Origin of the sequence: Streptomyces sp. NPDC019224, from assembly GCF_040632605.1 — a bacterium.
Taxonomy (GTDB): domain Bacteria; phylum Actinomycetota; class Actinomycetes; order Streptomycetales; family Streptomycetaceae; genus Streptomyces.
Genome location: NZ_JBEYCF010000007.1, coordinates 31,213 through 50,815 on the forward strand (window position 1 = coordinate 31,213; position 19,603 = coordinate 50,815).

Genomic DNA, 19,603 nt, shown 5'->3' on the forward strand with positions numbered 1-19,603 from the left:
CCCGGACCCCACCCGCCGGGCGGGGTGATCGTGTCCGATCGCGCGCCGGGTGACGGGGCCGGCGCCCCCGCCCCGGTGGCGGAGCGGGCACCGGGGCCGCTGACGGCCGCGGTGGACGAGGCGTTGGCGGCCCTGGCCGGGCCGGCCCACTGCGGCCTGCGCCATCCGTCCGGCGCGGCGCTGACCCGTATCGAGGAAGCGGCCACCGCACTGCGCCGGACGGGGCTGAAGCGTGCGGCGGCCCTGGTGCGTACCGTGCTGTCCGCGCCGGCGGACGCGACCGCGGCGCCCGCCGCCCGGCTGGACGCCCGGCTCCACCTCCTCGTCGGCAGCGAACTCCTCGCCGTCGAAGGCCGCCCGCACGTACGGCAGTTACCACTCCGAGTGATCAAGTACGACGAACCGTTCGGATCTCGAGGTTGAAGATCAAGTCAGGTACGCCAGCCCCGGGTGCGCCTTCGCATAGCCGTCGAGCAGGCGGCGGGCGACGGAGACCGAGTCGACCAGCGGGTGCAGGGCGAAGGCCCGGACGGCGTCCGCACGCGACCCGCTCGCCGACGCGTCCAGTACCGCGCGCTCGACGGCCTTCACCGAGCTGACCAGGCCGACGGCGTGGTACGGCAGCGGGTCGACGGCGACGGGCCGGGCGCCGTTGGCGTCGACCAGGCAGGGGACCTCGATCACGGCGTCCGCGTCCAGCACGGAGAGGGTGGACCGGTTGCGTACGTTGAGGATCAGGGTGGCCTGCTCGTCGCGTGCGATCGCCCGCATGAGGGCGATCGCGACCTGCTCGTAGCCTCCGCTGTCCAGGTCGCTCTCCTCGCGCTCACCGGCCCCGGAGACCTCCCGGTTCTCCGACATGTAGGTCGCCTCGCGCTCGGCGCGGGTACGGTCCCAGGTGGCCAGGGCAGGGGTCGCCGGGTCCTTCATCCGGCCGTAGAAGCCCTCCTGCTGCTCGCGGAGGAAGGCACCCCGGGTCTGCGCGGCCTCCTGATAGGCGCGGACGGCCTCGCGGTTGAAGTAGTAGTAGTGCAGGTACTCGTTGGGGATCGCGCCCAGCGAGCGCAGCCAGTCGGCGCCGAACAGCCGGCCCTCCTCGAAGGAGCCCAGCAGCGCGGGATCGGCGAGCAGCCGCGGGAGTTCGTCCCGGCCCCCGACGTACAGCCCGCGCACCCAGCCGAGGTGGTTGAGGCCGACGTAGTCGACGCGGGCCAGGCCCGGGTCGGCGCCGAGGACGCGGGCGATGCGGCGGCCGAGGCCGACCGGTGAGTCGCAGATGCCGATGACGCGGTCCCCGAGGTGCCGGGACATCGCCTCGGTGACCAGACCGGCCGGGTTGGTGAAGTTGATGACCCAGGCGTCCGGAGCGAGCCGGGCGATGCGCCGCGCCAGGTCGACGGCGACCGGCACGGTGCGCAGCCCGTACGCGATGCCGCCGGCGCCGACCGTCTCCTGCCCGAGGACGCCCTCGTCGAGCGCGACGCGTTCGTCGGCCGCCCGGCCCGCGAGACCGCCGACGCGGATCGCGGAGAAGACGAAGTCCGCGCCGCGCAGGGCCTCGTCGAGGTCGGTGGTGGCGCGGACCGCGGGCGCGTCCGGGATGCCCCGGGCCTGCTCGGCGAGGACCCGGGCGACTGCGGTGAGCCGGTCGGTGTCCGTGTCGTAGAGGGTGACGGCCGCTACCCGGCCCTCGGCGTGGTCGGCGAGCAGCGCCCCGTACACCAGAGGAACCCGGAATCCGCCGCCGCCCAGAATTGTCAGCTTCACGCTTCCGCATGGTACGTGGGGCGGCCCGGTGGGGAGGCGCGTCGCTGCCGCCTCCCCGCCGGGCCGCCCAGGTACCGCCGCGGCCCTCAGTCGCCGCTCCACCAGCGGGCCACGACGCGCCAGAGCCGGGCGGGCGCGCCGGGCCTGCGCTGGCGCGGCACCCGGCCGTCGCCCTCCGCACCGGACAGGGCGTCCGCCGATCCGTCGACGGTGGCGGTCGCCCCGGCCGGGCCGGAGGCCGCCGGGGCGTGGGCCGGACCTCCCGCGACGGGAGCGCGGACCGGGGTGGGGGCCGTGTGCCGTACGGCGGACTGGACCTCCCAGTCCTGGCGGGCCGTGTTGGGGCTGCCCATGGTTGGCGGCTCCCGGTCGTCCTGCGGGGAGCGGGGGGCGAATTCCGCGGGGAGTTCGACCAGGTGACGGCTCATGAAGTTGCCGACCCAGCGCAGTTCGCTCTGGTCCACCGCGAGTTCGAGGTCGGGCAGCCGCATCAGCAGGGCGTCGACGCCGACGTCCGCGATGGCACGGCCGATGTCCTGTCCCGGGCACTCGTGGGGGCCGCCGCTGAACGCGAGGTGCGAGCGGTTGCCCTCCATGTTGGCGGTCAGGTCGGGGCGGACCACCGGGTCGGTGTTGGCCGGTGCGATGCCGACGATCAGGGCGTCGCCGGCCTTGATGTGCTTCCCGCCCAGTTCGGTGTCGCCGACGGCCCAGCGGCCGAAGACGGCGGTGAACGGGGGCTCGTCCCAGAGGGTCTGCTCGACCGCCTCGGGAACGGTCATGTGGCCGCCGCTCAGCCGGGCGCGGAAGCGGGGGTCGGTGAGGACCATGCGCAGCACGTTGGCGATCAGGTTCGCGGTCGCCTCGTAGGAGGCGATGAGGATGAGCCGCAGGTGCTCGGCCACCTCCTGGTCGTTCATGTTCGCGGGGTGCTCGACGAGCCAGGTGGCGAAGTCGTCGGCGGGTTCCCGGCGGCGGCGCTCGACGAGGCGGGTGAGCGCTCCCACCACGTAGGCGTTGCTCTGGACGGCGGTGGCGGTGCCCTTGATCATGTCGCGGGCGGCCTCGACCATCCGGTCGTTGTACTCCTCCGGCATGCCGAGGATGGCGCACATGACCATCATGGGCAGCCGTTCGGCGAACTCGGCGACGAGGTCGGTGCGGCCCTCGCGGCAGAAGCCGTTGACGAGCCGGTTGCTGTACCGGTTGACGTGGCGCCGCACACCGCGGGTGTCGATGCGGGCCATGGAGTCGGTGACGGCGCCGCGCTGGCGCTCGTGGGTGGCGCCGTCGGCGAAGACGCAGATCGGCTGCCAGGTGAAGATCGGGGCCAGCGGGTGGTCCGGCGCGACGCTGCCGTCCTGCAGGGCCCGCCAGCGGCGCGAGTCCCGGGAGAACTGCGAGGGCGTACGGGTCATGTGCAGGTTCTCGCTGTGGCCGAGGACCAGCCAGGCGGGTACGTCGCCGTGCAGCAGGACGGGGGCCACCGTGCCGTGTTCGGCGCGCAGTTTCTCGTACAGGCCGTGCGGGTCCTGTTCGGCCTCGGGGCCGTAGAGCCGGCGCAGACCGCCGGGGCCGACGCCCATGCCGTGGGCCGGGCATTCGGGGGGTGGGACCGGTCCGGTGGCCCGGCCGTGCTCGTAGGGGAAGGGGCTTGTCACGATCGCTCCAGGGGTCGGGCCACGAGGGGCCGGACGGTCGGGGCGCGGTGGGGCCGCGCGGAACGGATTCGGAGAGGGGGCGCGGGAGGTCAGCCGAGCGGGAGGGCGAGGCTGTGCAGATAGCGCATCAGGGTCATCAGCACATCGCGGCTGGAGCCGCGCAGCCGGGCGTCGCAGTCGATTATCGGGACCTCCTCCGAGAGGTCCAGGGCACCGCGCAGCGCCTCGACGGGGTGCTTCGGGGCCTCGGGAAAGGTGTTGATGGCGACGACGAACGGCACCCCGCGCTCCTCCAGGCGCCCGATGACGTCGAAGCTGGTTTCGAGCCGGCGGGTGTCGACGAGGACGACGGCGCCGAGGGCGCCCTCGAACAGGCCGTTCCAGAGGAACCAGAAGCGTTCCTGGCCGGGGGTGCCGAAGAGGTAGAGGATCAGCTCCTCGCTGATGCTGATCCGGCCGAAGTCCATGGCGACGGTGGTGGCGGTCTTGCTCTCCACCCCGAAGTTGTCGTCCACGCCGACGCCGGCCTGCGTCATCGTCTCTTCGGTGGTCAGCGGCCGGATCTCGCTGACGGAGCCGACCATGGTCGTCTTGCCGACCCCGAACCCTCCGACGATCACGACCTTCACCGCGGCGGTGGCCGTGGTGGGCAGGACGTCCTCGCTGCGGGGGCCCGTGATCGTGTCAGAGTTTCTGAAGTCCATGCATCACCGCTTCGAGGAGGGACCGGTCCGGGAGGGTCGCGCGGACGATCGGCGCGCGCGATTCGATCAGTCCGGTGGCGAGGAGTTCGGTGAGGAGCGAGGTCACCACGCTGAACGGCAGGCTGAGGTAGGCGGAGAGTTCCGCGACGGATAACGGTGCCTGGCAGAGCCGGAGGATCACGGCCTGCTCGGGCTGGACCGTGGGTGACGGTTCCGACTTCGAGACAATCATCGTGACCAGGTCGAGCGCTGCCCGCTCGCTGCCGTCGGGATCGCCGGTGATGACGTAGAGCCGCTCCGGATCGCTCAGTGCCGGATCGGCCTTGCGGCGTTCTCGTCGGGGAGAATTCATCCGGCCTGCCCGTCGTGGCGGGGCGGACTCGTGAGATGGCCGCCGATCCGTACGACCATGTCGCGCATCCGCGACCCGACGAGTCCGGCGTCCACCGTCTCACCGGCGAGCACCGCGAGATAGGCGCCGGCGCCCGCTGCCATCAGGTAGAAGAAGCCGCCGGTGACCTCGATGACGACGAGCCTCATCCGGCCGTCGCTGTACGGGATCTCGGAGGCGACGGCCGCCGCCAGGCTCTGCAGGCCGGCGCACGCCGCCGCGAGCCGGTCGGCGACGTCGGGGTCGCCGCCGTGCCGGGCGATGCGCAGCCCGTCGGCGGAGAGCACGACGATCTGGTGGATGTCCGGGACGTCGTCGGCGAGTTCCTTGAGCATCCAGTCCATGTTGCCCCGCTGCTGGATCACTGCAGATCTCCCTTGTCCCACGCGTCGTCAGTGTCTTCGTCCGCCCTGGGCTCCAGGGGCACACCGTTGGCGGCCTTGGTGAACGCCTCCAGCCAGATGCCGGGGGGCGGTTCCTTGCTGTTGTCCTGGCCGGGCCCGTAGGTGTGGCCGTGGCCGTTGGTGCGGCCGGCGGTGGGGTCGGCGGCCTGTGGGGGGAGGTTGTGCGAGCCCAGCGGTGCGCGGCCCCGGCTGCGGCGCTGCGGGAGCCCGCCGGCGGTCCACTCGGTCACGACGGGCACGTCGTCCTCCATGGCGACGGCCGGGGTGACCGGGCGGGGGTCGGACGCCACCGGGCCGGTCGCGGGGCGGGCGGCCACGGGACTGGGCTTGCGGCGCTTGCCGCGGGCGGGCACGACGTGCTTCATGTTGTCGAGGTCGATGTCGCTGGTGGGCCGCGAGGTGGCGCCGATGCCGTGGGCGATGCCGGGCGCCGGGCCGGTGGTGATCATGGCGCGGGGCACGATGAGCACGGCGCGCACGCCGCCGTACGCGGACTGCCGCAGCGAGACCTGGAGGTCGTACATCCGCGCCAGGCGGCCGACGACGGCCATGCCGAGGCGGGGGGACTCCCCGAGGTCGTTCATGCTGGAGCCGGCCTGGGCCCGGGCGAGCATGTTCTCGGCGCGGGCGCGGGCCTCCTCGCTGAGGCTGACGCCGCCGTCCTCGATCTCGATGGCGATGCCCGTCTGCACCTCGACCGCGGTGACGTGCACCCGGGTCTGCGGCGGCGAGTAGCGGGTGGCGTTGTCGAGGAGTTCGGCGCAGGCGTGGATGAGCGGTTCGACCGCGGTGCCGATGATGGCGACCTTGGCGATCGAGTGCAGATCGACGCGCGGGTACTCCAGGATGCGTGACATGGCACCGCGCAGCACGCTGAACAGCGGGACGGGCTTGGGCCACTGACGGCTGGGCCGGGCGCCGCCGAGGACGGCGATGGAGTCGGCGAGCCGGCCGATCAGCGCGGTGCCGTGGTCGATGCGGAGCAGGTCGTCGAAGACGTCGGGGTTGCGCCCGTGGTGCTCCTCCATCTCCCGCAGCTCACTGGCCTGTCGGTGGACGATCGCCTGGACGCGGCGGGCGACGTTGACGAAGGCGCGCTGCGCGGAGTCACGGGTCGCCTCCTCGTTGTCGATGATGTCGAGGACGGTGTAGACGAGGGAGCGCTGGGCGTCGGGCAGGTGGCGGTAGACCGGGTCGGCGTCCACCACGTCGCGCAGTACCTCGTCGGGCGAATTGCCCACGCGCAGACGGTGGATGGCGGCCGGCAGCAGCTCCTTGCCGATGCGCACGGTTTCTTCGTCATGCTCGGCGATGCGCCGTTCCAGGGCGGTGACGCGCTGTTCGTACTCGGTGCTTCGGCGGCGGATCGTCCGGCCCCGGCGGGCGATCTCCACGGCGAGCGCGGCGACCACGACGGTGGCGAATGCTCCGCACCAGACGACTGGTATCCGCGCGGGCTCGGCAACCAGCGCCGCCGCGGCGGCGGTTGCGCCCGCCATCACGACGACGGGTAGCAACAAGGCGCGGACGACGGGGGCTTCCCGGCCGGCCGGCGGTGATTCAACACGGGCCATCTGAACCTCTGGCGGTTGATTCGGGCGGTATTCCGGAGATTCGGCGCTTGTGTGAACGAAGGGAACAAGCGCGCGAATTCATCTCAACTCGGCTTCACTGCGCGTGAGCTTAGTCAGATCGAATCAGCGCTTTCACACATTCCTCCAACCCTCTGCGCGAGCGCTCCCGCGGTAATACACTCACGAGTTTTCGCACGCACCGCCTTCATGCGTGTACGGCGAGTGAGGGAGCGGAGGAATGAGGAAGAATCGCCCTGCGGGACTCTGCATGGGCACATGTGATCGAAAGGGCTCGTACGAGTGATGCCGGAGCCGGAGGCCCGTGCCGCGCTCCCGCGCGGCGTCAGTGGCGGGTGCCGCCGATACGCCCTTCCAGCTGCACCAGCAGCTCGCTGAGCTGTGCGCTCAGCCGGTCGCGGGACTCGGCGTCGAGTCCGGAGAGCACCGCGCGCTCGTACGCCAGCTGCCGGGGCAGCAGCCCGTCGACCAGGGTGCGGCCCTCGTCGGTGAGGCGCACGTAGGCGACCCTGCGGTCCCGCTCGTCGCCACGCCGGGAGATCAGGCCGCGCTCCTGGAGGGCCCGCAGGCGCTTGGTGACGGCGGCTCCGGAGGAGAAGGTCTCCCTGGCCAGTTCGCCGGGGGTCAGTTCACGGTCGGTACGGCGTACGGCTCCGAGCAGGTCGAACTCGGCGCGGGTCAGGCCGGCCGCCCGCAGCGGGGCGTCCTCGGCCTGCTGGAGCAGGGCGGAGCAGCGGTTGATCCGGCCGATGAGCTCCATGGGCCCGGTGTCGAGTTCCGGGTTCACGGCCTGCCACTGCCGGACCACCGAGGCGACGATGTCGTCGGTCACACCGCTCCGTTCTCCTGGGCGGGGACGATCAGCCCCCGCCGTTTCGCTGTCGCCGCGAGCGTACGGTGTCCGGCCTGCTCGGCGGCGAGCACCGCCTCCCGGGACAGGGCGGGCTGCCACCACTCGCCGGCCGCGGCGTCGTCCGCCTCGCGCAGCTCGACCAGGGAGCCGGTGAGCCGGCGGCGGGCCGTGTCCAGGGCGGCCGGCGTGGGATCGGGCGCGGCGAGGGTCTGCACGGCATGGGCGCGGGCCCGTTCGGCGGCGGCCAGCGCGCGCTCGACGCGGCCGGTGGCGCGGCGGTTGGTGACGAGCACGGCGGCGAGGAAGCCGACGGCGGCGCCGATCACGGTGTCCAGGAGCCGGTCGCCGATCAGTTCCCCGGCCGGGTGGCTGCCCGCGTACTCCAGGACGAGCAGCGCCATCGGGGTCACGGCGACGGAGCCGAGCCAGTAGTTGCGGGTGATCAGCGCCTCGGCGGCGAAGCCGAAGAAGAGGCAGAAGCCGATGAGGGCGAGCGGGGTGGCGCGGGCGGCCGGGAGGACGGCGGCGAAGACCAGGACGCCGATGAGGTTGCCGAGGGTGCGCTGGAGCGTCCGGTTCCAGGAGAGCGTGACGTTCGCCTGGTAGAGCGAGGCGGCGGTGACGATCGCCCAGTACGGGCGGCCGACGCCCACCGCGGAGCAGACGTAACCGGCCAGGGCGCAGCCGACGAGCGTGCGGGCGGCGACCGGGAGCAGCGGGGAGCCGGGGGCCAGGCCGCGCAGCAGCGTACGGAGCGAGCCGCCGCGGGCGGCGCGTTCGGCGTCGAGGCCGAAGAGTTCGGCGGTGGTGCCGGGGGCGGGCCGCGGGGTGGGGACGGGGCCGCGGGCGCGGGTGAGCCGGGCCCACTCGCGCAGCCGGACGGCGTCGGCGGGGTCGGGCGCGCTCGCCAGGGCCGTGGTCTCGGCGTGGACGGCCAGGCGTTCCAGGGCGCGGCGCGCCGGGGTGGGGCGGCCGGCGGCGAGGAGGGTCTGCCAGGCGGCGTGCACGGCGGTGACGGCGGCGCGCCGGGTGGCGTGGCCGGGGTCGGCGGCGTGCGCGGCGGCGGCGTTCAGGGCGCGGGCGGTGGCGCGGCGCTCGGGCCCGTCGCGGCGGACCAGCGCGGGGGCGACGACGGCGACGAGCCAGGAGACCGCGCCCGCGCCGAGCGTCAGGGCGAGGTGGCCGGGGACCTGGCCGAGCGTCTGGGGGGCGAACAGGGCGGCGGAGGTGACGAAGGTGAAGATCACCGGTCCGGGCGGCCCGATCCGGGTCGCGTCGCACAGCAGTTTCTGCCCGGCGGCCAGGAGCGCGCCGACGGCGATCAGCACGGCGGTCGATCCGGTGAGCGAGGCGACGACGAGGGCGACGCCGAGGCCGGCGGTCATGCCGAGCACGACCCCGGCGACGGTGCCCGCGCGGCGGGCGTACGGGAGGTTGTGGCCGTACAGCGCGCAGAGCGAGCCGGCCATCGTGTACATCACCAGGTCGAGCCGGCCCAGGGCGAACAGCACCAGGTTGGGTATCGCGGTGGCCACGACCACGCTGGTGGCGGGCTTGAACCACATGTCGGAGGGTCGGGCCAGGCGCAGCGGGGCCACCAGCGGGATCCTGCGGACGGCGGACTGACCGGACCTCATCGATGTATCACTCACCCATATACCTTAGCAGGTATTACACCAGTAAAACATTTGGCCGCAGGGGACCGTCTCCGATGTCCAACGGGCGCCGACGGGGCGACGCGAAACCGGGAGCGACCGGCGATCAGGGGTGCGCCGCCCCGCGCCGGCCGGTCACTCTCAGCCGCCCTGTTCGTCCATCACCTGGACGTGGTCCGCGATACCGACCACGAGGACCCGGGTGCCCGGTTCGATGGGGCGCCAGCGGTGCGCGAGGCCACCGGCGCAGTACAGCGTGTCGCCCCGCTCCAGGCGGTAGAAGCCGCCGTCCGCCTCGACCTCCGCCGAGCCGTCGGCGACGTACAGGATCTCGTCGTTGCGGTGCCGGAACTCGCGGCCCCAGTCGTGGTCGCCGCTGAACTCCAGCGCGTGCAGGCGCTGGTGGCCGCGGACCAGGGGCCGCATCCGGCCGTCACCGTCCGCCCCGGCCTCCCGCACGGAGGCGGAGGTGCCGCGCACCACGTCGACGGGGCGGGGCGCCTCCGCCGCCGACAGCAGTTGCACCGCCGTCGTGTCGAGCGCGTCGGCGATGCGCTGCAGCGATCCCATGCTCGGCCGGGAGCGGCCGTTCTCGATCTGACTGAGGAAGGGGACGGAGAGCCCCGCCCGCCTCGCGACCTCCGCGAGGGTCAGTTCGAGCGCCCGTCGCCGCCGGCGGATTCCCGGCCCGACCAGCGGGGTGTCCGCTTCGCTCATCTCATCCACTCCGTGTCCCACGTGCCGCACACCACAGCCGGCGGGGCACTGAGCAGCCTACCGGGCCGGTTAACCTTTTAACCGCCACCTAAAAAAGTTAACCAGGAGGACCGATCCATGCCTCTCGTCGACCAGAACCAGCGACGGCGCCGCGGTACCGGGCTCATAGCCCTGGACGAAGACGCCAGCTACGGCGGATACACCCTCTTCGCCCCGCTGACCGGTGGCGGCGAGGTGTACCTGATCGACCTCCGCGGCGAGGTGGTCCATCAGTGGAACCTCCCGTACCGGCCGGGGCGGCACGCCCGGATCCTGCCCAACGGCAACCTGGCCTACAGCGGCGTCCTGCCGGACGAGCCGGCGCTCTTCCCGATGTGGCACAAGTACCGCGGCGGGATCATGCAGGAGATCACCCCGGACGGCACGGTCGTGCGCGAGCACCGCGACCGCTACCAGCACCACGACGCCCACCACTACGGCGACGGCCGGATCCTCTACACCGCGCTGGAGCCGCTGACCGGCGACGCCGCCGCGGCGGTCCGGGGCGGCGTGCCCGGCTCGGAGGCCGGGGGGACGGTCTGGGCGGACACCATCGTCGAGGTGGACGCGGACGGGAACACGGTGTGGGAGTGGAAGGTCTCCGAGCACCTGGACCGCGAGGCGTTCCCGCTGCACCCCGACTACGCGCGCGAGCACTACCCGCTGATCAACAGCGTGCTGCCGACCAGTGACGGCAACATCCTGGCGAGCTTCCGCTCCGTCTCCGCCGTCGTCGTCATCAGCCGCGAGACCGGTGAGATCATCTGGCGCAGCGAGCCCGGCATCGTCTCGCAGCAGCACTGCCCGACCGAGCTGGAGAACGGCAACTTCCTCGTCTTCGACAACGGCGTCTTCCGGCCGCACTGGGACGTGCCGTTCAGCCGGGTCATCGAGATCGAGCGGGCGACTGGCACCATTGCCTGGGAGTACCACGACCCGGCACGCGAGTCGTTCTTCGCCCCGTTCATGGGCAGCGCCCAGCGCCTGCCCAACGGCAACACCCTCGTGACGGACTCCCCGGCGGGACGCCTCTTCGAGGTGACCGCGGACGGCTACCTCTGCTGGGAGTACGTGGTGCCGTTCTTCGGCGGCTACCAGGAAGAAGAAGTGCGCAAGCTGTTCCCCTCCGAGCCCAACGCCGTGTTCCGCTCCTACCGCTACTCGGCCCAGGAGCTTCCCTGGCTCGACGTCCCGAAGGGCTGAGCCGGACCGTGGCCTCCCCCGCCCCCGACACCGTCGGCGCCCCCGCGGCGCCGGCCCCCTCCGTCGCGCCGGTCGACGAACGGCTGCCGCTCCCCCGGCTGGTGCCGCTCGCCTTCCAGCATCTGCTCGCGGGGGTCGCCGCCCCCGTCTCCTCCGTCATCCTGATCGGCACCACGCTGTCGCTCACCGCCTCCCAGACGGCGTCGCTGCTCAGTGCGACGCTGCTGCTCTGCGGCATCGGCGCGCTCCTGCAGTCCCTGGGGGTGAAGGCCCTGCGGATCGGCGCCCGGCTGCCGTTCCTGATGCTGCCGGGCGGGGCGGCGGTGGCGATCTTCCTCCAGGTCGCCAAGGAGCACGGTCCCGCCACCGCCTCCGGTTCGGTCCTCATCGCGGCGGTCTTCCTGATCGCCGTGCTGCCGCTCTACGGGCGCCTGGTGAGGTACTTCCCGCCGCTGGTCATGGGCACCACGGTGGTCCTGATCGGGATCAACATGATCAAGATCACCGCGCCGATGATCGCCTCCGGACCGGGTCTCGGCTTCGCCACGCTCGGCATCACCGCGCTGTTCTTCCTCCTCATGCGGGGTGTATGGCGTCAGATGTCGGTGCTCTTCGGCCTGGCGGGCGGCACGCTGGTCGCCGCGCTCAGCGGTACGGCGTTCCACGTGGCGCACGGCAGCGCGTTCGCGCTGCCCGACCCGTTCCCGTACGGCACCCCGCACTTCGATCTGCTGGCGGCCGTGCCGCTGCTGGTGTTCGCGCTCGCCTCGCTGGCCGAGGCGACCGGGCAGACCGTGCTCAACAGTGAGGCGGTGGGCCGGACCCCGGACGCGGCGCGCGATGTGCCGCGGATCTCCCGCGCCGACGCCGTGACCTCGCTGGGCGCCGGTGTCTTCGGTACGTCGCTGATGGTGACCAGCGCCGAGAACATCGGGATCGTCCAGCTCACCCGGGTACGCAGCCGGTTCGTCACGGCGGGCGCCGGCGTGCTGCTGATCGTGTGCGGGCTGATCACGCCGCTCACCCGGCTGCTCGCCGCCATCCCGGAGCCGGTGGTCGGCGCCGCGGGGCTGATCATCTACGCGGTGATCGCGACGATGGGGTTCGGCATGCTCAGCCGCGAGAACCTCAGCCACGGCACGAACGGCATCGTGGTGGCGCTGGCGCTCTGCGTCGGTCTGCTGCCGGTCTTCGCCCCCGACATGTACGCGGGCCTGCCGGTGTGGGCCCGGACGGTGTTCGGCAGCGGGGTGGCCGCCGGGGCCCTGGCCGCGGTGATCCTCGCCGCGGTGTTCTCCCGGCTGGGCCCCGCCGACGACGGACCACCGGACCGCACACCCCGGTGAGCACACGCGAGGACGCCCGCACCCTTTCCCGGGGTGCGGGCGTCCTCGTCGTGCAGGGGGTGCGGGCTCAGCCCAGGCCGCGGGCGTCCTGCTTCAGGGCGGTGTCCACGGTCAGGGCCGTCGCCACCACCAGGCTCAGCAGCGGCTCGGGCAGCTGGTAGTGGATCTGGAGGACGTAGTTGTCCGCCGTCGTGAACAGGGTCTTCGCGAGCCCTTCCCAGGTCTTGGTGATCCGGGCGACCTCGGCGCCGTTGTGGTCGACGATCGCGAAGTTCCAGGCGCGCCAGTTCTCGGCCTTGATCGCGCCGATCTGCTGCCCGTTCACCATGATGGCGAAGTTGATCTTGCCGATGGCGTTCTGCTGAACGATCTCGCCGACCGGCTGCCCGTCGGGGCGCTGCACGATGACCTTGGACTTGATGAACTTCGCCGGGCGGGTCAGCAGCAGCTGCGGCTGGCCGTAGGCGTCGCGGATCTCCAGCCGGTGGGTCAGGTACTGGTCGATGCTGGTCAGGAACCGCAGCACCTTGCGCAGGGCGCCCTGGCCGACCTGGACGACCGACCCGAGGGTGTTGCCGTGCTGGTCGAAGACGCTGTACTCGTTCGTCAGCTCGATCAGCTTGGCCTTCTGGTTCACGACCAGGACCTGCTGGTTGAAGAGCGAACCACCGCCGGGGACACCGCCCTGCGGGTGCTGCGCGCCCTGCTGGGGAACCGCCTGCTGCTGCGGCACCGGGGCCTGCCCGGGAGTCTGCGGCTGCGGCTGCGCGGGGGCCTGCGGCTGCGACTGTGCGGCAGCCTGCTCCTGGCCGCCACCGGCGGGGTTGGTGTGCTCGGTCCACTGGGAGCCGTCCCAGTAGCGCAGCAACTGGGGGACGCCGTGCGGATCCGGATACCAGCCCGCAGATACGTTCGAGTGCGTTGTCACCCGGGCACACTATCTCGCCATGGCCGGAACGGAACCGCTCGTCCATGAATCCACAGGTCCACCGGCTCTCCTCCCGCACTGCTTGAATCTTCAACGCACCACGTACGATGTGCGGGATGAACAGGCTGAGCGAGGGCGCGGAACGGGTGCGCGGCACCGGTGTGCCGGTCGTGCTCGCCTGGGTGTTCGTCCTGGTCGCCCTGGTCGCGTGCTGCTCACCGCAGTCCGTACGGCCCCACTCCTCGCCCGAGTTCGCCCCCGCCCCGGCCCTCGCGACGCTGACCGACCTCACCGTGGTCCGGGTCGTGGTGGCCGACGCCCCCCGCGACCGGGGGGTGGGCGACTCCTGTCACGGCACGTCGGAACACTCGGCGCCCGTCGTACTGCCCGGCCAGCCGGCCCCGGCCGCCGTCCCCTCGGCCGCCGTGGCACTCCTGCCGGCCCGGCCCCTCACCGGCGGTGCCTCGATCCGGGGCCCCTCCAACGACGCGGCCGACGAGGCCGACCCCCTTCGCCTTCAGGTTCAGCGGACCTAGGACGGCCGGGGATGCGCCGTGCCCGTCCCCGGGACGACGGCTCCCCCTTGCGCCGCAGTCCGTCCTGCCGATCCGATGAACCGAAGGACCCGTCATGGCTTCCGCCAACAAGCAGCACACCCCTGCCGCCGCCCGCCGCGCCAAGCTGGAGGAGGCCCGCCGTCAGGAGCGGGCCCGCGAGCGCCGCTCCCGCGTCATCACCCTCACCCTCGGCGTCCTGGTGGTCGCCGGTCTCGTCGCCGGGGGCGGTTATCTGATGAACGCCGCCGATGAGCAGGACAAGGCCGAGGCCACCGCGAAGACGTCGCCCGTGAACGGCGAGAAGAGCTGGGACAAGCTCACGCAGAACCACGTGGAGAAGACCGTCGCCTACCCGATGAACCCGCCGGTCGGCGGCGACCACAACGCGGTGTGGATGAACTGCGACGGCGACGTCTACACCGAGGCCGTACCGAAGGAGAACGCCGTCCACTCGCTGGAGCACGGCGCGGTGTGGGTCACGTACACCAGCGAGGCGAAGCCCGCGGACATAAAGAAGCTGAACGAGCGGGTCTCGTCCACCCCGTACTCGCTGATGAGCCCGGTCGAGGACCAGGCGGCGCCGCTGATGCTCAGCGCCTGGGGGAAGCAGCTCACCGTGAAGAGCGCCACCGACGCCCGCGTCGCGCAGTTCTTCACGAAGTACGTGCAGGGCCCGCAGACCCCGGAGCCGGGCGCCGCCTGCACCGGCGGGATCGCCAAGTGACGTCCGTCCCGCGCACGTCACGGCCCCTGGTGCTGGCCGGCGGGGCGGTGCTGCTGCTGGCGCTCGCCCTGATCGCGCTGACGTTCGTACGCCCGTCGACGTCGGCGCCCGCCGCGTCGGCGTCCGCGTCCGCCCCGGCCAAGACCTCGGCCGACGTGGGGTTCGCGCGGGACATGGCGGTCCACCACCAGCAGGCGGTCGAGATGTCGTTCATCGTCCGGGACCGCACCTCGGACGAGGCGGTGCGCCGGCTCGCGTTCGACATCATCAACACCCAGGCCAACCAGCGCGGCATGCTGCTGGGGTGGCTGGAGATGTGGGGCCGGGCGAAGAGCTCCCCCGGACCGCCCATGGCGTGGATGGGGCACTCCTTCACCCCGCGCGGTGACGGCGCGCTGATGCCCGGCATGGCGACCGACGCCGAGCTGGACGCCCTGCGGGCGGCCAAGGACAAGAAAGCCGAGATCCTCTTCCTGAGGCTGATGACCGCGCACCACAGGGCCGGCGCCGAGATGGCGCGGGCGGCGGCTGCGGCGGCGGGGACCGAGGAGATCAGGAACCTGGCGTCGGGCATGGCACTCGCCCAGAATTCGGAGATCGCGCTCATGGCGGACATGCTCAAGGAGCGCGGAGCGTCCGCGTCCTGAGACGGACCGGGCCCCGCCGCGGGGCGGGGCCCGGTTTGCCCGGATCGGGACCGTACTGACGTGCGGAATCGCATAGGCTCAGGACCGATATGAAGAGCAACCTCACACCGCTGGGGCCCAAGGCCGACAAGGACACCGTCCGGCGCAGCAATCTGAGCCTCGTGCTGCGGGCCGTCCGCGACGAAGGGGAGGGGGAGGCGACCCGGGCCGGCGTCGCCGCGCGCGTGGGGCTGACCCGGGCCGCCGTGTCCTCGCTCGTCGAGCAGCTGCTGGAGAGCGGCTTCCTCACCGAGTCCGGCAAGACGTTCAGCGGTCAGGCCGGCCGCCCCGGGACCGCGCTGAAGACGGCCCGCACGGGACCGGCCGGGCTCGGGGTCGAGGTCAACATCGACTACGTCTCGGTGTGCGTGGTCGACCTGGCGGGCACCGGCCGGGTCCGGCTCACCGAGCACCTGGACAACCGGGGCACCCCGCCCGACGAGGTGCTCGCGCGCGCGGCCCGGATCGCCGCCCGCACCCTGGACTCGGCGCAGGAGCAGGAGCTGTACCCGGTCGGCGTGGCTTTGGCGCTGCCGGGCCTGGTCTCGGGCGGCGCGGTGCGCCAGGCGCCGAACCTGGGCTGGAACCGGGTCCCGGCCGAGGAGTTGTTCGCCGCCGCGCTGGCCGCCGAGCACCCGGACCACCGGGCGCTGCCGGTCCGCTCGGAGAACGAGGCGAATCTGGCCGCGCTGGCCGAGCTGTGGTTCGGCGGCCTGGAGCGCATCCGCAGCTTCCTCTATCTGACCGGCGAGATCGGCGTGGGCGGCGCGGTGGTCATCGACGGCGAGCTGCTGCGCGGGGCGCACGGCTTCGCCGGCGAGATCGGGCACGTGGTGGTGGACGCGCGGGGCCCGCAGTGCCGCTGCGGTTCGCGCGGCTGTCTGGAGCAGTACGCCGGACAGGCGGCGCTGCTGCGGGCGGCCGGGGTCGACGGGGGCGGCGGGCTCGGGGTCGCGGAGCTGGAGAAGCGGGTGCGGGCCGGCGACGAGCGGGCGGTCGGCGCGGTCGCGGAGGCCGGCCGGATGCTGGGGCGGGTGCTGTCGGGTTCGGTCAACCTGCTGGACCCGGACGCGGTGGTGCTCGGCGGGATCTACCGGAACCTGATGCCGTGGCTGTCGCCGCCCGCCGACGAGGAGCTGACGGGCCGGGTCGTGTCCGGGCTCTGGTCGCCCGGCGGGGGCCGGCTGCGTGCGTCGTCGGTCGCGGGTGACGCGGCGCGGGGCGCGGCGGCGCTGGTGATGACGGACGTGCTGGCCGACCCGGCGGCGTACGCGCGCCCGGCGATGGCCTGAGGCGTACGCGGCACACGGAGAAGGGGGCGGACGCACCGCGTCCGCCCCCTTGTCTACCTGTCCGGTGGTGTCAGCGGACGCCGAGCAGGTGGTCCATCGCCAGCTGGTCCAGGGCCTCGAACGCCATGCCGCGTACGGCCGCCGCGTCCACGTCGAAGTCCTCGAAGGCGGAGCGGTCGGCAAGCAGGCCGGCCACGCCGTCCTCGGCGGTGCGCTGGGCGAGCTCGTCCAGGCGGGAGGCGCGCAGGGCCTCCTGGACGGCCGGGTCGGCGCGGAAGGCGGCGGCGCGCTCCTTGAGGATCAGGTAGTTGCGCATGCAGCCGGCGGCGGAGGCCCAGACGCCGTCGTAGTCCTCGGTGCGCGGCGGCTTGAAGTCGAAGTGGCGCGGGCCGGCGTAGTCGGAGTTCTCCAGGAGGTCGACGAGCCAGAACGCCTGGCGCAGGTCGCCGGCGCCGAAGCGGAGGTCCTGGTCGTACTTGATGCCGGACTGGCCGTTGAGGTCGATGTGGAAGAGCTTGCCCGCCCACAGGGCCTGGGCGATGCCGTGCGGGAAGTTCAGCCCGGCCATCTGCTCGTGCCCGACCTCCGGGTTGACGCCCACCATCTCGGGGCGCTCCAGGCGCTCGATGAAGGCGAGGGCGTGGCCGATGGTGGGGAGGAGGATGTCGCCGCGCGGCTCGTTCGGCTTGGGCTCGATGGCGAACTTCAGGTCGTAGCCCTGCTCGGTGACGTAGTCGCCCAGGAGGTCGAAGGCCTCCTTCATGCGGTCGAGCGCGACGCGGATGTCCTTGGCGGCGCCGGACTCGGAGCCCTCCCGGCCGCCCCAGGCGACGTAGGTGGTGGCGCCGAGCTCGACGGCCAGGTCGATGTTGCGCAGGGTCTTGCGCAGGGCGTAGCGGCGGACGTCGCGGTCGTTGGCGGTGAAGGCGCCGTCCTTGAAGACGGGGTGCGTGAAGAGGTTCGTCGTGGCCATGGGGACGACGAGTCCGGCCGCGTCGAGCGCCTGGCGGAAGCGCTTGACGATGCCCTCGCGCTCGGTGTCCGTCGAACCGAAGGGGATCAGGTCGTCGTCGTGGAAGGTCACGCCGTACGCGCCCAGCTCGGCGAGCCGCTGGACGGAGTCGACCGGGTCGATCGCGGTGCGCGTGGCGTCACCGAAGGGGTCGCGGCCCTGCCAGCCCACGGTCCACAGACCGAAGGTGAACTTGTCCTCGGGGGTCGGTGCGAAGCGTTCCGTCATGGTGGTGCCGCCTTCGGGGCCGTGGTTCCGCAGCCGGTCGGGCGGCCGAACCTCAATTTGTTCACTGTCATGACTAATCATGCACGGGTCGCCCGCGTGACGTAAAGCCCCCGTTACGAAGTCCTCAGCACGGTGCCGCCGGGGAGGAGGAACGACCCCTGTTCCGGACGCGTCCGATCGCGTAATTTGTTTTGCGTACGATCAAATACCCGGCGGTGCGACTTCCCGCAGCCGGGGCCCACGAGCAGCGAATGAGGTCAGCCATGCCGCCGCATACCGTCGTCATCGGTGTGGACAGTTCCACCCAGTCCACCAAGGCGGCGTTCGTCGACACCGCCACCGGCCGGCTGCTCGCGGTCGGCCGCGCCCCGCACGTGGTCACCGGCGAGGGCGGCGCGCGCGAGAGCGACCCCGAGATCTGGTGGCAGGCCCTGCGCGACGCGGTCGCCGCCGGGCTGAAGGAGTCCGGGGTCGCGGCGGCGGACGTCGCGGGGATCGCGGTCGCCGGCCAGCAGCACGGGCTGGTCGTCCTGGACGCCGGGGGCCGTCCGCTGCGCCCCGCCCTGCTGTGGAACGACACCCGGTCCGCCCCGCAGGCCGCGGCCCTGACCGCCGCGCTCGGCGGCCCGGACGCCTGGACCGCGCGCACCGGTTCGGTCCCGGTGGCCGCGATGACCGCGTCCAAGTGGCAGTGGCTGCGGGAGAACGAGCCGGAGACCGCCGAGGCGGCGGCCGCGGTGCGCCTCCCGCACGACTTCCTGACCGAGCGGCTGGCCGGCCGGGCCGTCACCGACCCGGGCGACGCGTCGGGCACCTGCTGGTACTCCACCGCGACCGGCGCCTACGACCCCGAACTGCTCGCGCTCATCGGTCTCGACCCGGCGCTGCTGCCCGAGGTGGCGGCGAGCGGCGCGGCCCGGGTCGGTTCGCTGACGGAGGCGGCCGCCGAGGCGCTCGGGCTGCCCGCCGGGATCGCCGTCGCGGCGGGCACCGGGGACAACATGAGCGCCGCCGTCGGGCTCGGCCTGGGCGGCGCGGGGCTCCTGGACCACCCGGTGCTGAGCCTGGGCACCTCGGGCACGGTCTTCGCGGCCTCGCGGACCAGGCCGGCCTCGGCCGCGCTCTCCGGGTTCGCGGCGGCGGACGGCACGTACCTGCCGCTGGCCTGCACCCTCAACTGCACGCTCGCCGTGGACAAGGTGGCCGCCCTGCTCGGCCTGGACCGCGATGACGCGGCGCCCGGCGGCGAGGCGGTCCTGCTGCCCTACCTGGACGGCGAGCGCACCCCGGACCTGCCCATCGCCGCCGGTCTCCTCACCGGACTGCGGCACGACACCACCTCGCGGCAACTGCTCGGCGCCGCCTACGAGGGGGCGGTGTTCACCGTGCTGCGGGCGCTGGACGAGCTGTTGCGGGCCTGCGGGCTCGATCCGGCCGACCCCGAGGTGGCGGGCCGGCCGCTGCGGCTGATCGGCGGCGGGGCCCAGGGCCGCGTGTGGGTGGAGACCGTACGACGGCTCTCCGGGCGGCCGGTGATCGTGCCGGGCGCCGGGGAGTTGGTGGCGCTGGGCGCGGCGGCGCTCGCCACTTCGGCGGCCACGGGGGCGGACCCGGTCGCCGTGGCGGCCGGCTGGGACACCGGCGCGGACCTGCTCCTGGAGGCCGTGGAACGGGATCTGACGGCGTGGAACCGGATCGCTTCCGTCCTGGACCGGGCGGCGGGGCCGCTGCTCGGCGGGGACCGCACCGGCTGACCGGACGCCAGGAGCCGTCGTGCGCAGGGCGTCCCGCGTACGACGGCGACCAGCCGTTTTGGATAGCGAACTGATGTTCACTACTATCCG

At 72.8% G+C, this 19,603-nt stretch carries 19 protein-coding genes; 8 read left to right on the forward strand and 11 right to left on the reverse strand.

Annotation, left to right across the window (positions count from 1 at the left end; all coding sequences use genetic code 11):
- The first annotated feature begins 30 nt into the window (after positions 1-30).
- A complete protein-coding gene (locus ABZ564_RS06605) occupies positions 31-423 on the forward strand; it encodes a hypothetical protein (RefSeq protein WP_360850489.1) in 393 nt (130 codons plus the stop codon).
- Between the two features lie 3 nt (positions 424-426).
- Here ABZ564_RS06605 and ABZ564_RS06610 read toward each other — a convergent pair whose 3' ends face one another.
- The 9 genes from ABZ564_RS06610 to ABZ564_RS06650 form a co-directional block, all read right to left on the reverse strand.
- On the reverse strand, positions 427-1,767 hold the full coding sequence (locus ABZ564_RS06610) for a 6-phospho-beta-glucosidase (protein WP_360850492.1): 1,341 nt from the start codon (positions 1,765-1,767) through the stop codon (positions 427-429).
- 86 nt (positions 1,768-1,853) lie between these two features.
- A complete protein-coding gene (locus ABZ564_RS06615; protein ID WP_360850495.1) occupies positions 1,854-3,428 on the reverse strand; it encodes a cytochrome P450 in 1,575 nt (524 codons plus the stop codon).
- Positions 3,429-3,517: 89 nt separating this feature from the next.
- Positions 3,518-4,132: an ATP/GTP-binding protein gene (locus ABZ564_RS06620; protein WP_360850498.1), complete on the reverse strand. Its 615-nt coding sequence runs from the start codon at positions 4,130-4,132 to the stop codon at positions 3,518-3,520.
- A complete protein-coding gene (locus ABZ564_RS06625; RefSeq protein ID WP_018100233.1) occupies positions 4,113-4,484 on the reverse strand; it encodes a DUF742 domain-containing protein in 372 nt (123 codons plus the stop codon). The genes ABZ564_RS06620 and ABZ564_RS06625 overlap by 20 nt, the downstream gene beginning before the upstream one ends.
- Positions 4,481-4,888: a roadblock/LC7 domain-containing protein gene (locus ABZ564_RS06630; protein ID WP_360850503.1), complete on the reverse strand. Its 408-nt coding sequence runs from the start codon at positions 4,886-4,888 to the stop codon at positions 4,481-4,483. Before ABZ564_RS06630 ends, ABZ564_RS06625 begins: the two co-directional genes overlap by 4 nt.
- Positions 4,885-6,501: an ATP-binding protein gene (locus ABZ564_RS06635; protein WP_360850506.1), complete on the reverse strand. Its 1,617-nt coding sequence runs from the start codon at positions 6,499-6,501 to the stop codon at positions 4,885-4,887. Before ABZ564_RS06635 ends, ABZ564_RS06630 begins: the two co-directional genes overlap by 4 nt.
- A gap of 343 nt (positions 6,502-6,844) precedes the next feature.
- Positions 6,845-7,351: a MarR family transcriptional regulator gene (locus ABZ564_RS06640; protein WP_360850509.1), complete on the reverse strand. Its 507-nt coding sequence runs from the start codon at positions 7,349-7,351 to the stop codon at positions 6,845-6,847.
- The gene (locus tag ABZ564_RS06645; RefSeq protein WP_360850512.1) at positions 7,348-9,024 is read right to left on the reverse strand and encodes an FUSC family protein; all 1,677 of its coding nucleotides are present in this window, start codon (positions 9,022-9,024) and stop codon (positions 7,348-7,350) included. Before ABZ564_RS06645 ends, ABZ564_RS06640 begins: the two co-directional genes overlap by 4 nt.
- A 144-nt stretch (positions 9,025-9,168) precedes the next feature.
- Positions 9,169-9,744, reverse strand: coding sequence for a helix-turn-helix domain-containing protein (locus tag ABZ564_RS06650; RefSeq protein ID WP_360850515.1), 576 nt, complete (start codon positions 9,742-9,744; stop codon positions 9,169-9,171).
- A 117-nt stretch (positions 9,745-9,861) separates the two neighbouring features.
- On the opposite strand from ABZ564_RS06650, the gene ABZ564_RS06655 reads away from it, so the two are divergent.
- Complete coding sequence (locus ABZ564_RS06655; protein ID WP_360850518.1) at positions 9,862-10,986, forward strand: aryl-sulfate sulfotransferase; 1,125 nt, start codon at positions 9,862-9,864, stop codon at positions 10,984-10,986.
- Between the two features lie 8 nt (positions 10,987-10,994).
- Complete coding sequence (locus ABZ564_RS06660) at positions 10,995-12,332, forward strand: solute carrier family 23 protein (RefSeq protein ID WP_360850521.1); 1,338 nt, start codon at positions 10,995-10,997, stop codon at positions 12,330-12,332.
- Between the two features lie 67 nt (positions 12,333-12,399).
- On the opposite strand, the gene ABZ564_RS06665 is transcribed toward ABZ564_RS06660, so the two are convergent.
- On the reverse strand, positions 12,400-13,260 hold the full coding sequence (locus ABZ564_RS06665) for a phospholipid scramblase-related protein (RefSeq protein ID WP_360850524.1): 861 nt from the start codon (positions 13,258-13,260) through the stop codon (positions 12,400-12,402).
- A gap of 116 nt (positions 13,261-13,376) precedes the next feature.
- On the opposite strand from ABZ564_RS06665, the gene ABZ564_RS06670 reads away from it, so the two are divergent.
- The 4 genes from ABZ564_RS06670 (at position 13,377) to ABZ564_RS06685 (ending at position 16,519) form a co-directional block, all read left to right on the forward strand.
- Positions 13,377-13,796, forward strand: a complete 420-nt coding sequence (locus ABZ564_RS06670; protein ID WP_360850527.1) for a hypothetical protein — start codon at positions 13,377-13,379, stop codon at positions 13,794-13,796.
- 94 nt (positions 13,797-13,890) lie between these two features.
- The gene (locus ABZ564_RS06675) at positions 13,891-14,541 is read left to right on the forward strand and encodes a DUF3105 domain-containing protein (protein ID WP_360850530.1); all 651 of its coding nucleotides are present in this window, start codon (positions 13,891-13,893) and stop codon (positions 14,539-14,541) included.
- A complete protein-coding gene (locus ABZ564_RS06680; protein ID WP_360850533.1) occupies positions 14,538-15,188 on the forward strand; it encodes a DUF305 domain-containing protein in 651 nt (216 codons plus the stop codon). The genes ABZ564_RS06675 and ABZ564_RS06680 overlap by 4 nt, the downstream gene beginning before the upstream one ends.
- A gap of 89 nt (positions 15,189-15,277) precedes the next feature.
- Positions 15,278-16,519, forward strand: coding sequence for an ROK family protein (locus ABZ564_RS06685; protein WP_360850536.1), 1,242 nt, complete (start codon positions 15,278-15,280; stop codon positions 16,517-16,519).
- A gap of 70 nt (positions 16,520-16,589) precedes the next feature.
- Here ABZ564_RS06685 and xylA read toward each other — a convergent pair whose 3' ends face one another.
- Complete coding sequence (gene xylA / locus ABZ564_RS06690; protein WP_360850539.1) at positions 16,590-17,759, reverse strand: xylose isomerase; 1,170 nt, start codon at positions 17,757-17,759, stop codon at positions 16,590-16,592.
- Positions 17,760-18,022: 263 nt separating this feature from the next.
- On the opposite strand from xylA, the gene xylB reads away from it, so the two are divergent.
- Positions 18,023-19,513 carry a xylulokinase gene (gene xylB, locus ABZ564_RS06695; protein WP_360850541.1) on the forward strand — a complete coding sequence of 497 codons (1,491 nt, stop codon included), beginning with the start codon at positions 18,023-18,025 and terminating at the stop codon, positions 19,511-19,513.
- The last annotated feature ends 90 nt before the right edge of the window (positions 19,514-19,603 follow it).

What these genes read in the sequence shown, in the direction of transcription:
- xylA (WP_360850539.1), bottom strand. Translation starts at nt 17,759, where the DNA reads ATGACGGAACGCTTCGCACCGACCCCCGAGGACAAGTTCACCTTCGGT.
- ABZ564_RS06625 (WP_018100233.1), bottom strand. Translation starts at nt 4,484, where the DNA reads ATGAATTCTCCCCGACGAGAACGCCGCAAGGCCGATCCGGCACTGAGC.
- ABZ564_RS06635 (WP_360850506.1), bottom strand. Translation starts at nt 6,501, where the DNA reads ATGGCCCGTGTTGAATCACCGCCGGCCGGCCGGGAAGCCCCCGTCGTC.
- ABZ564_RS06675 (WP_360850530.1), top strand. Translation starts at nt 13,891, where the DNA reads ATGGCTTCCGCCAACAAGCAGCACACCCCTGCCGCCGCCCGCCGCGCC.
- ABZ564_RS06655 (WP_360850518.1), top strand. Translation starts at nt 9,862, where the DNA reads ATGCCTCTCGTCGACCAGAACCAGCGACGGCGCCGCGGTACCGGGCTC.
- ABZ564_RS06685 (WP_360850536.1), top strand. Translation starts at nt 15,278, where the DNA reads ATGAAGAGCAACCTCACACCGCTGGGGCCCAAGGCCGACAAGGACACC.
- ABZ564_RS06650 (WP_360850515.1), bottom strand. Translation starts at nt 9,744, where the DNA reads ATGAGCGAAGCGGACACCCCGCTGGTCGGGCCGGGAATCCGCCGGCGG.
- ABZ564_RS06670 (WP_360850527.1), top strand. Translation starts at nt 13,377, where the DNA reads ATGAACAGGCTGAGCGAGGGCGCGGAACGGGTGCGCGGCACCGGTGTG.
- xylB (WP_360850541.1), top strand. Translation starts at nt 18,023, where the DNA reads ATGCCGCCGCATACCGTCGTCATCGGTGTGGACAGTTCCACCCAGTCC.
- ABZ564_RS06620 (WP_360850498.1), bottom strand. Translation starts at nt 4,132, where the DNA reads ATGGACTTCAGAAACTCTGACACGATCACGGGCCCCCGCAGCGAGGAC.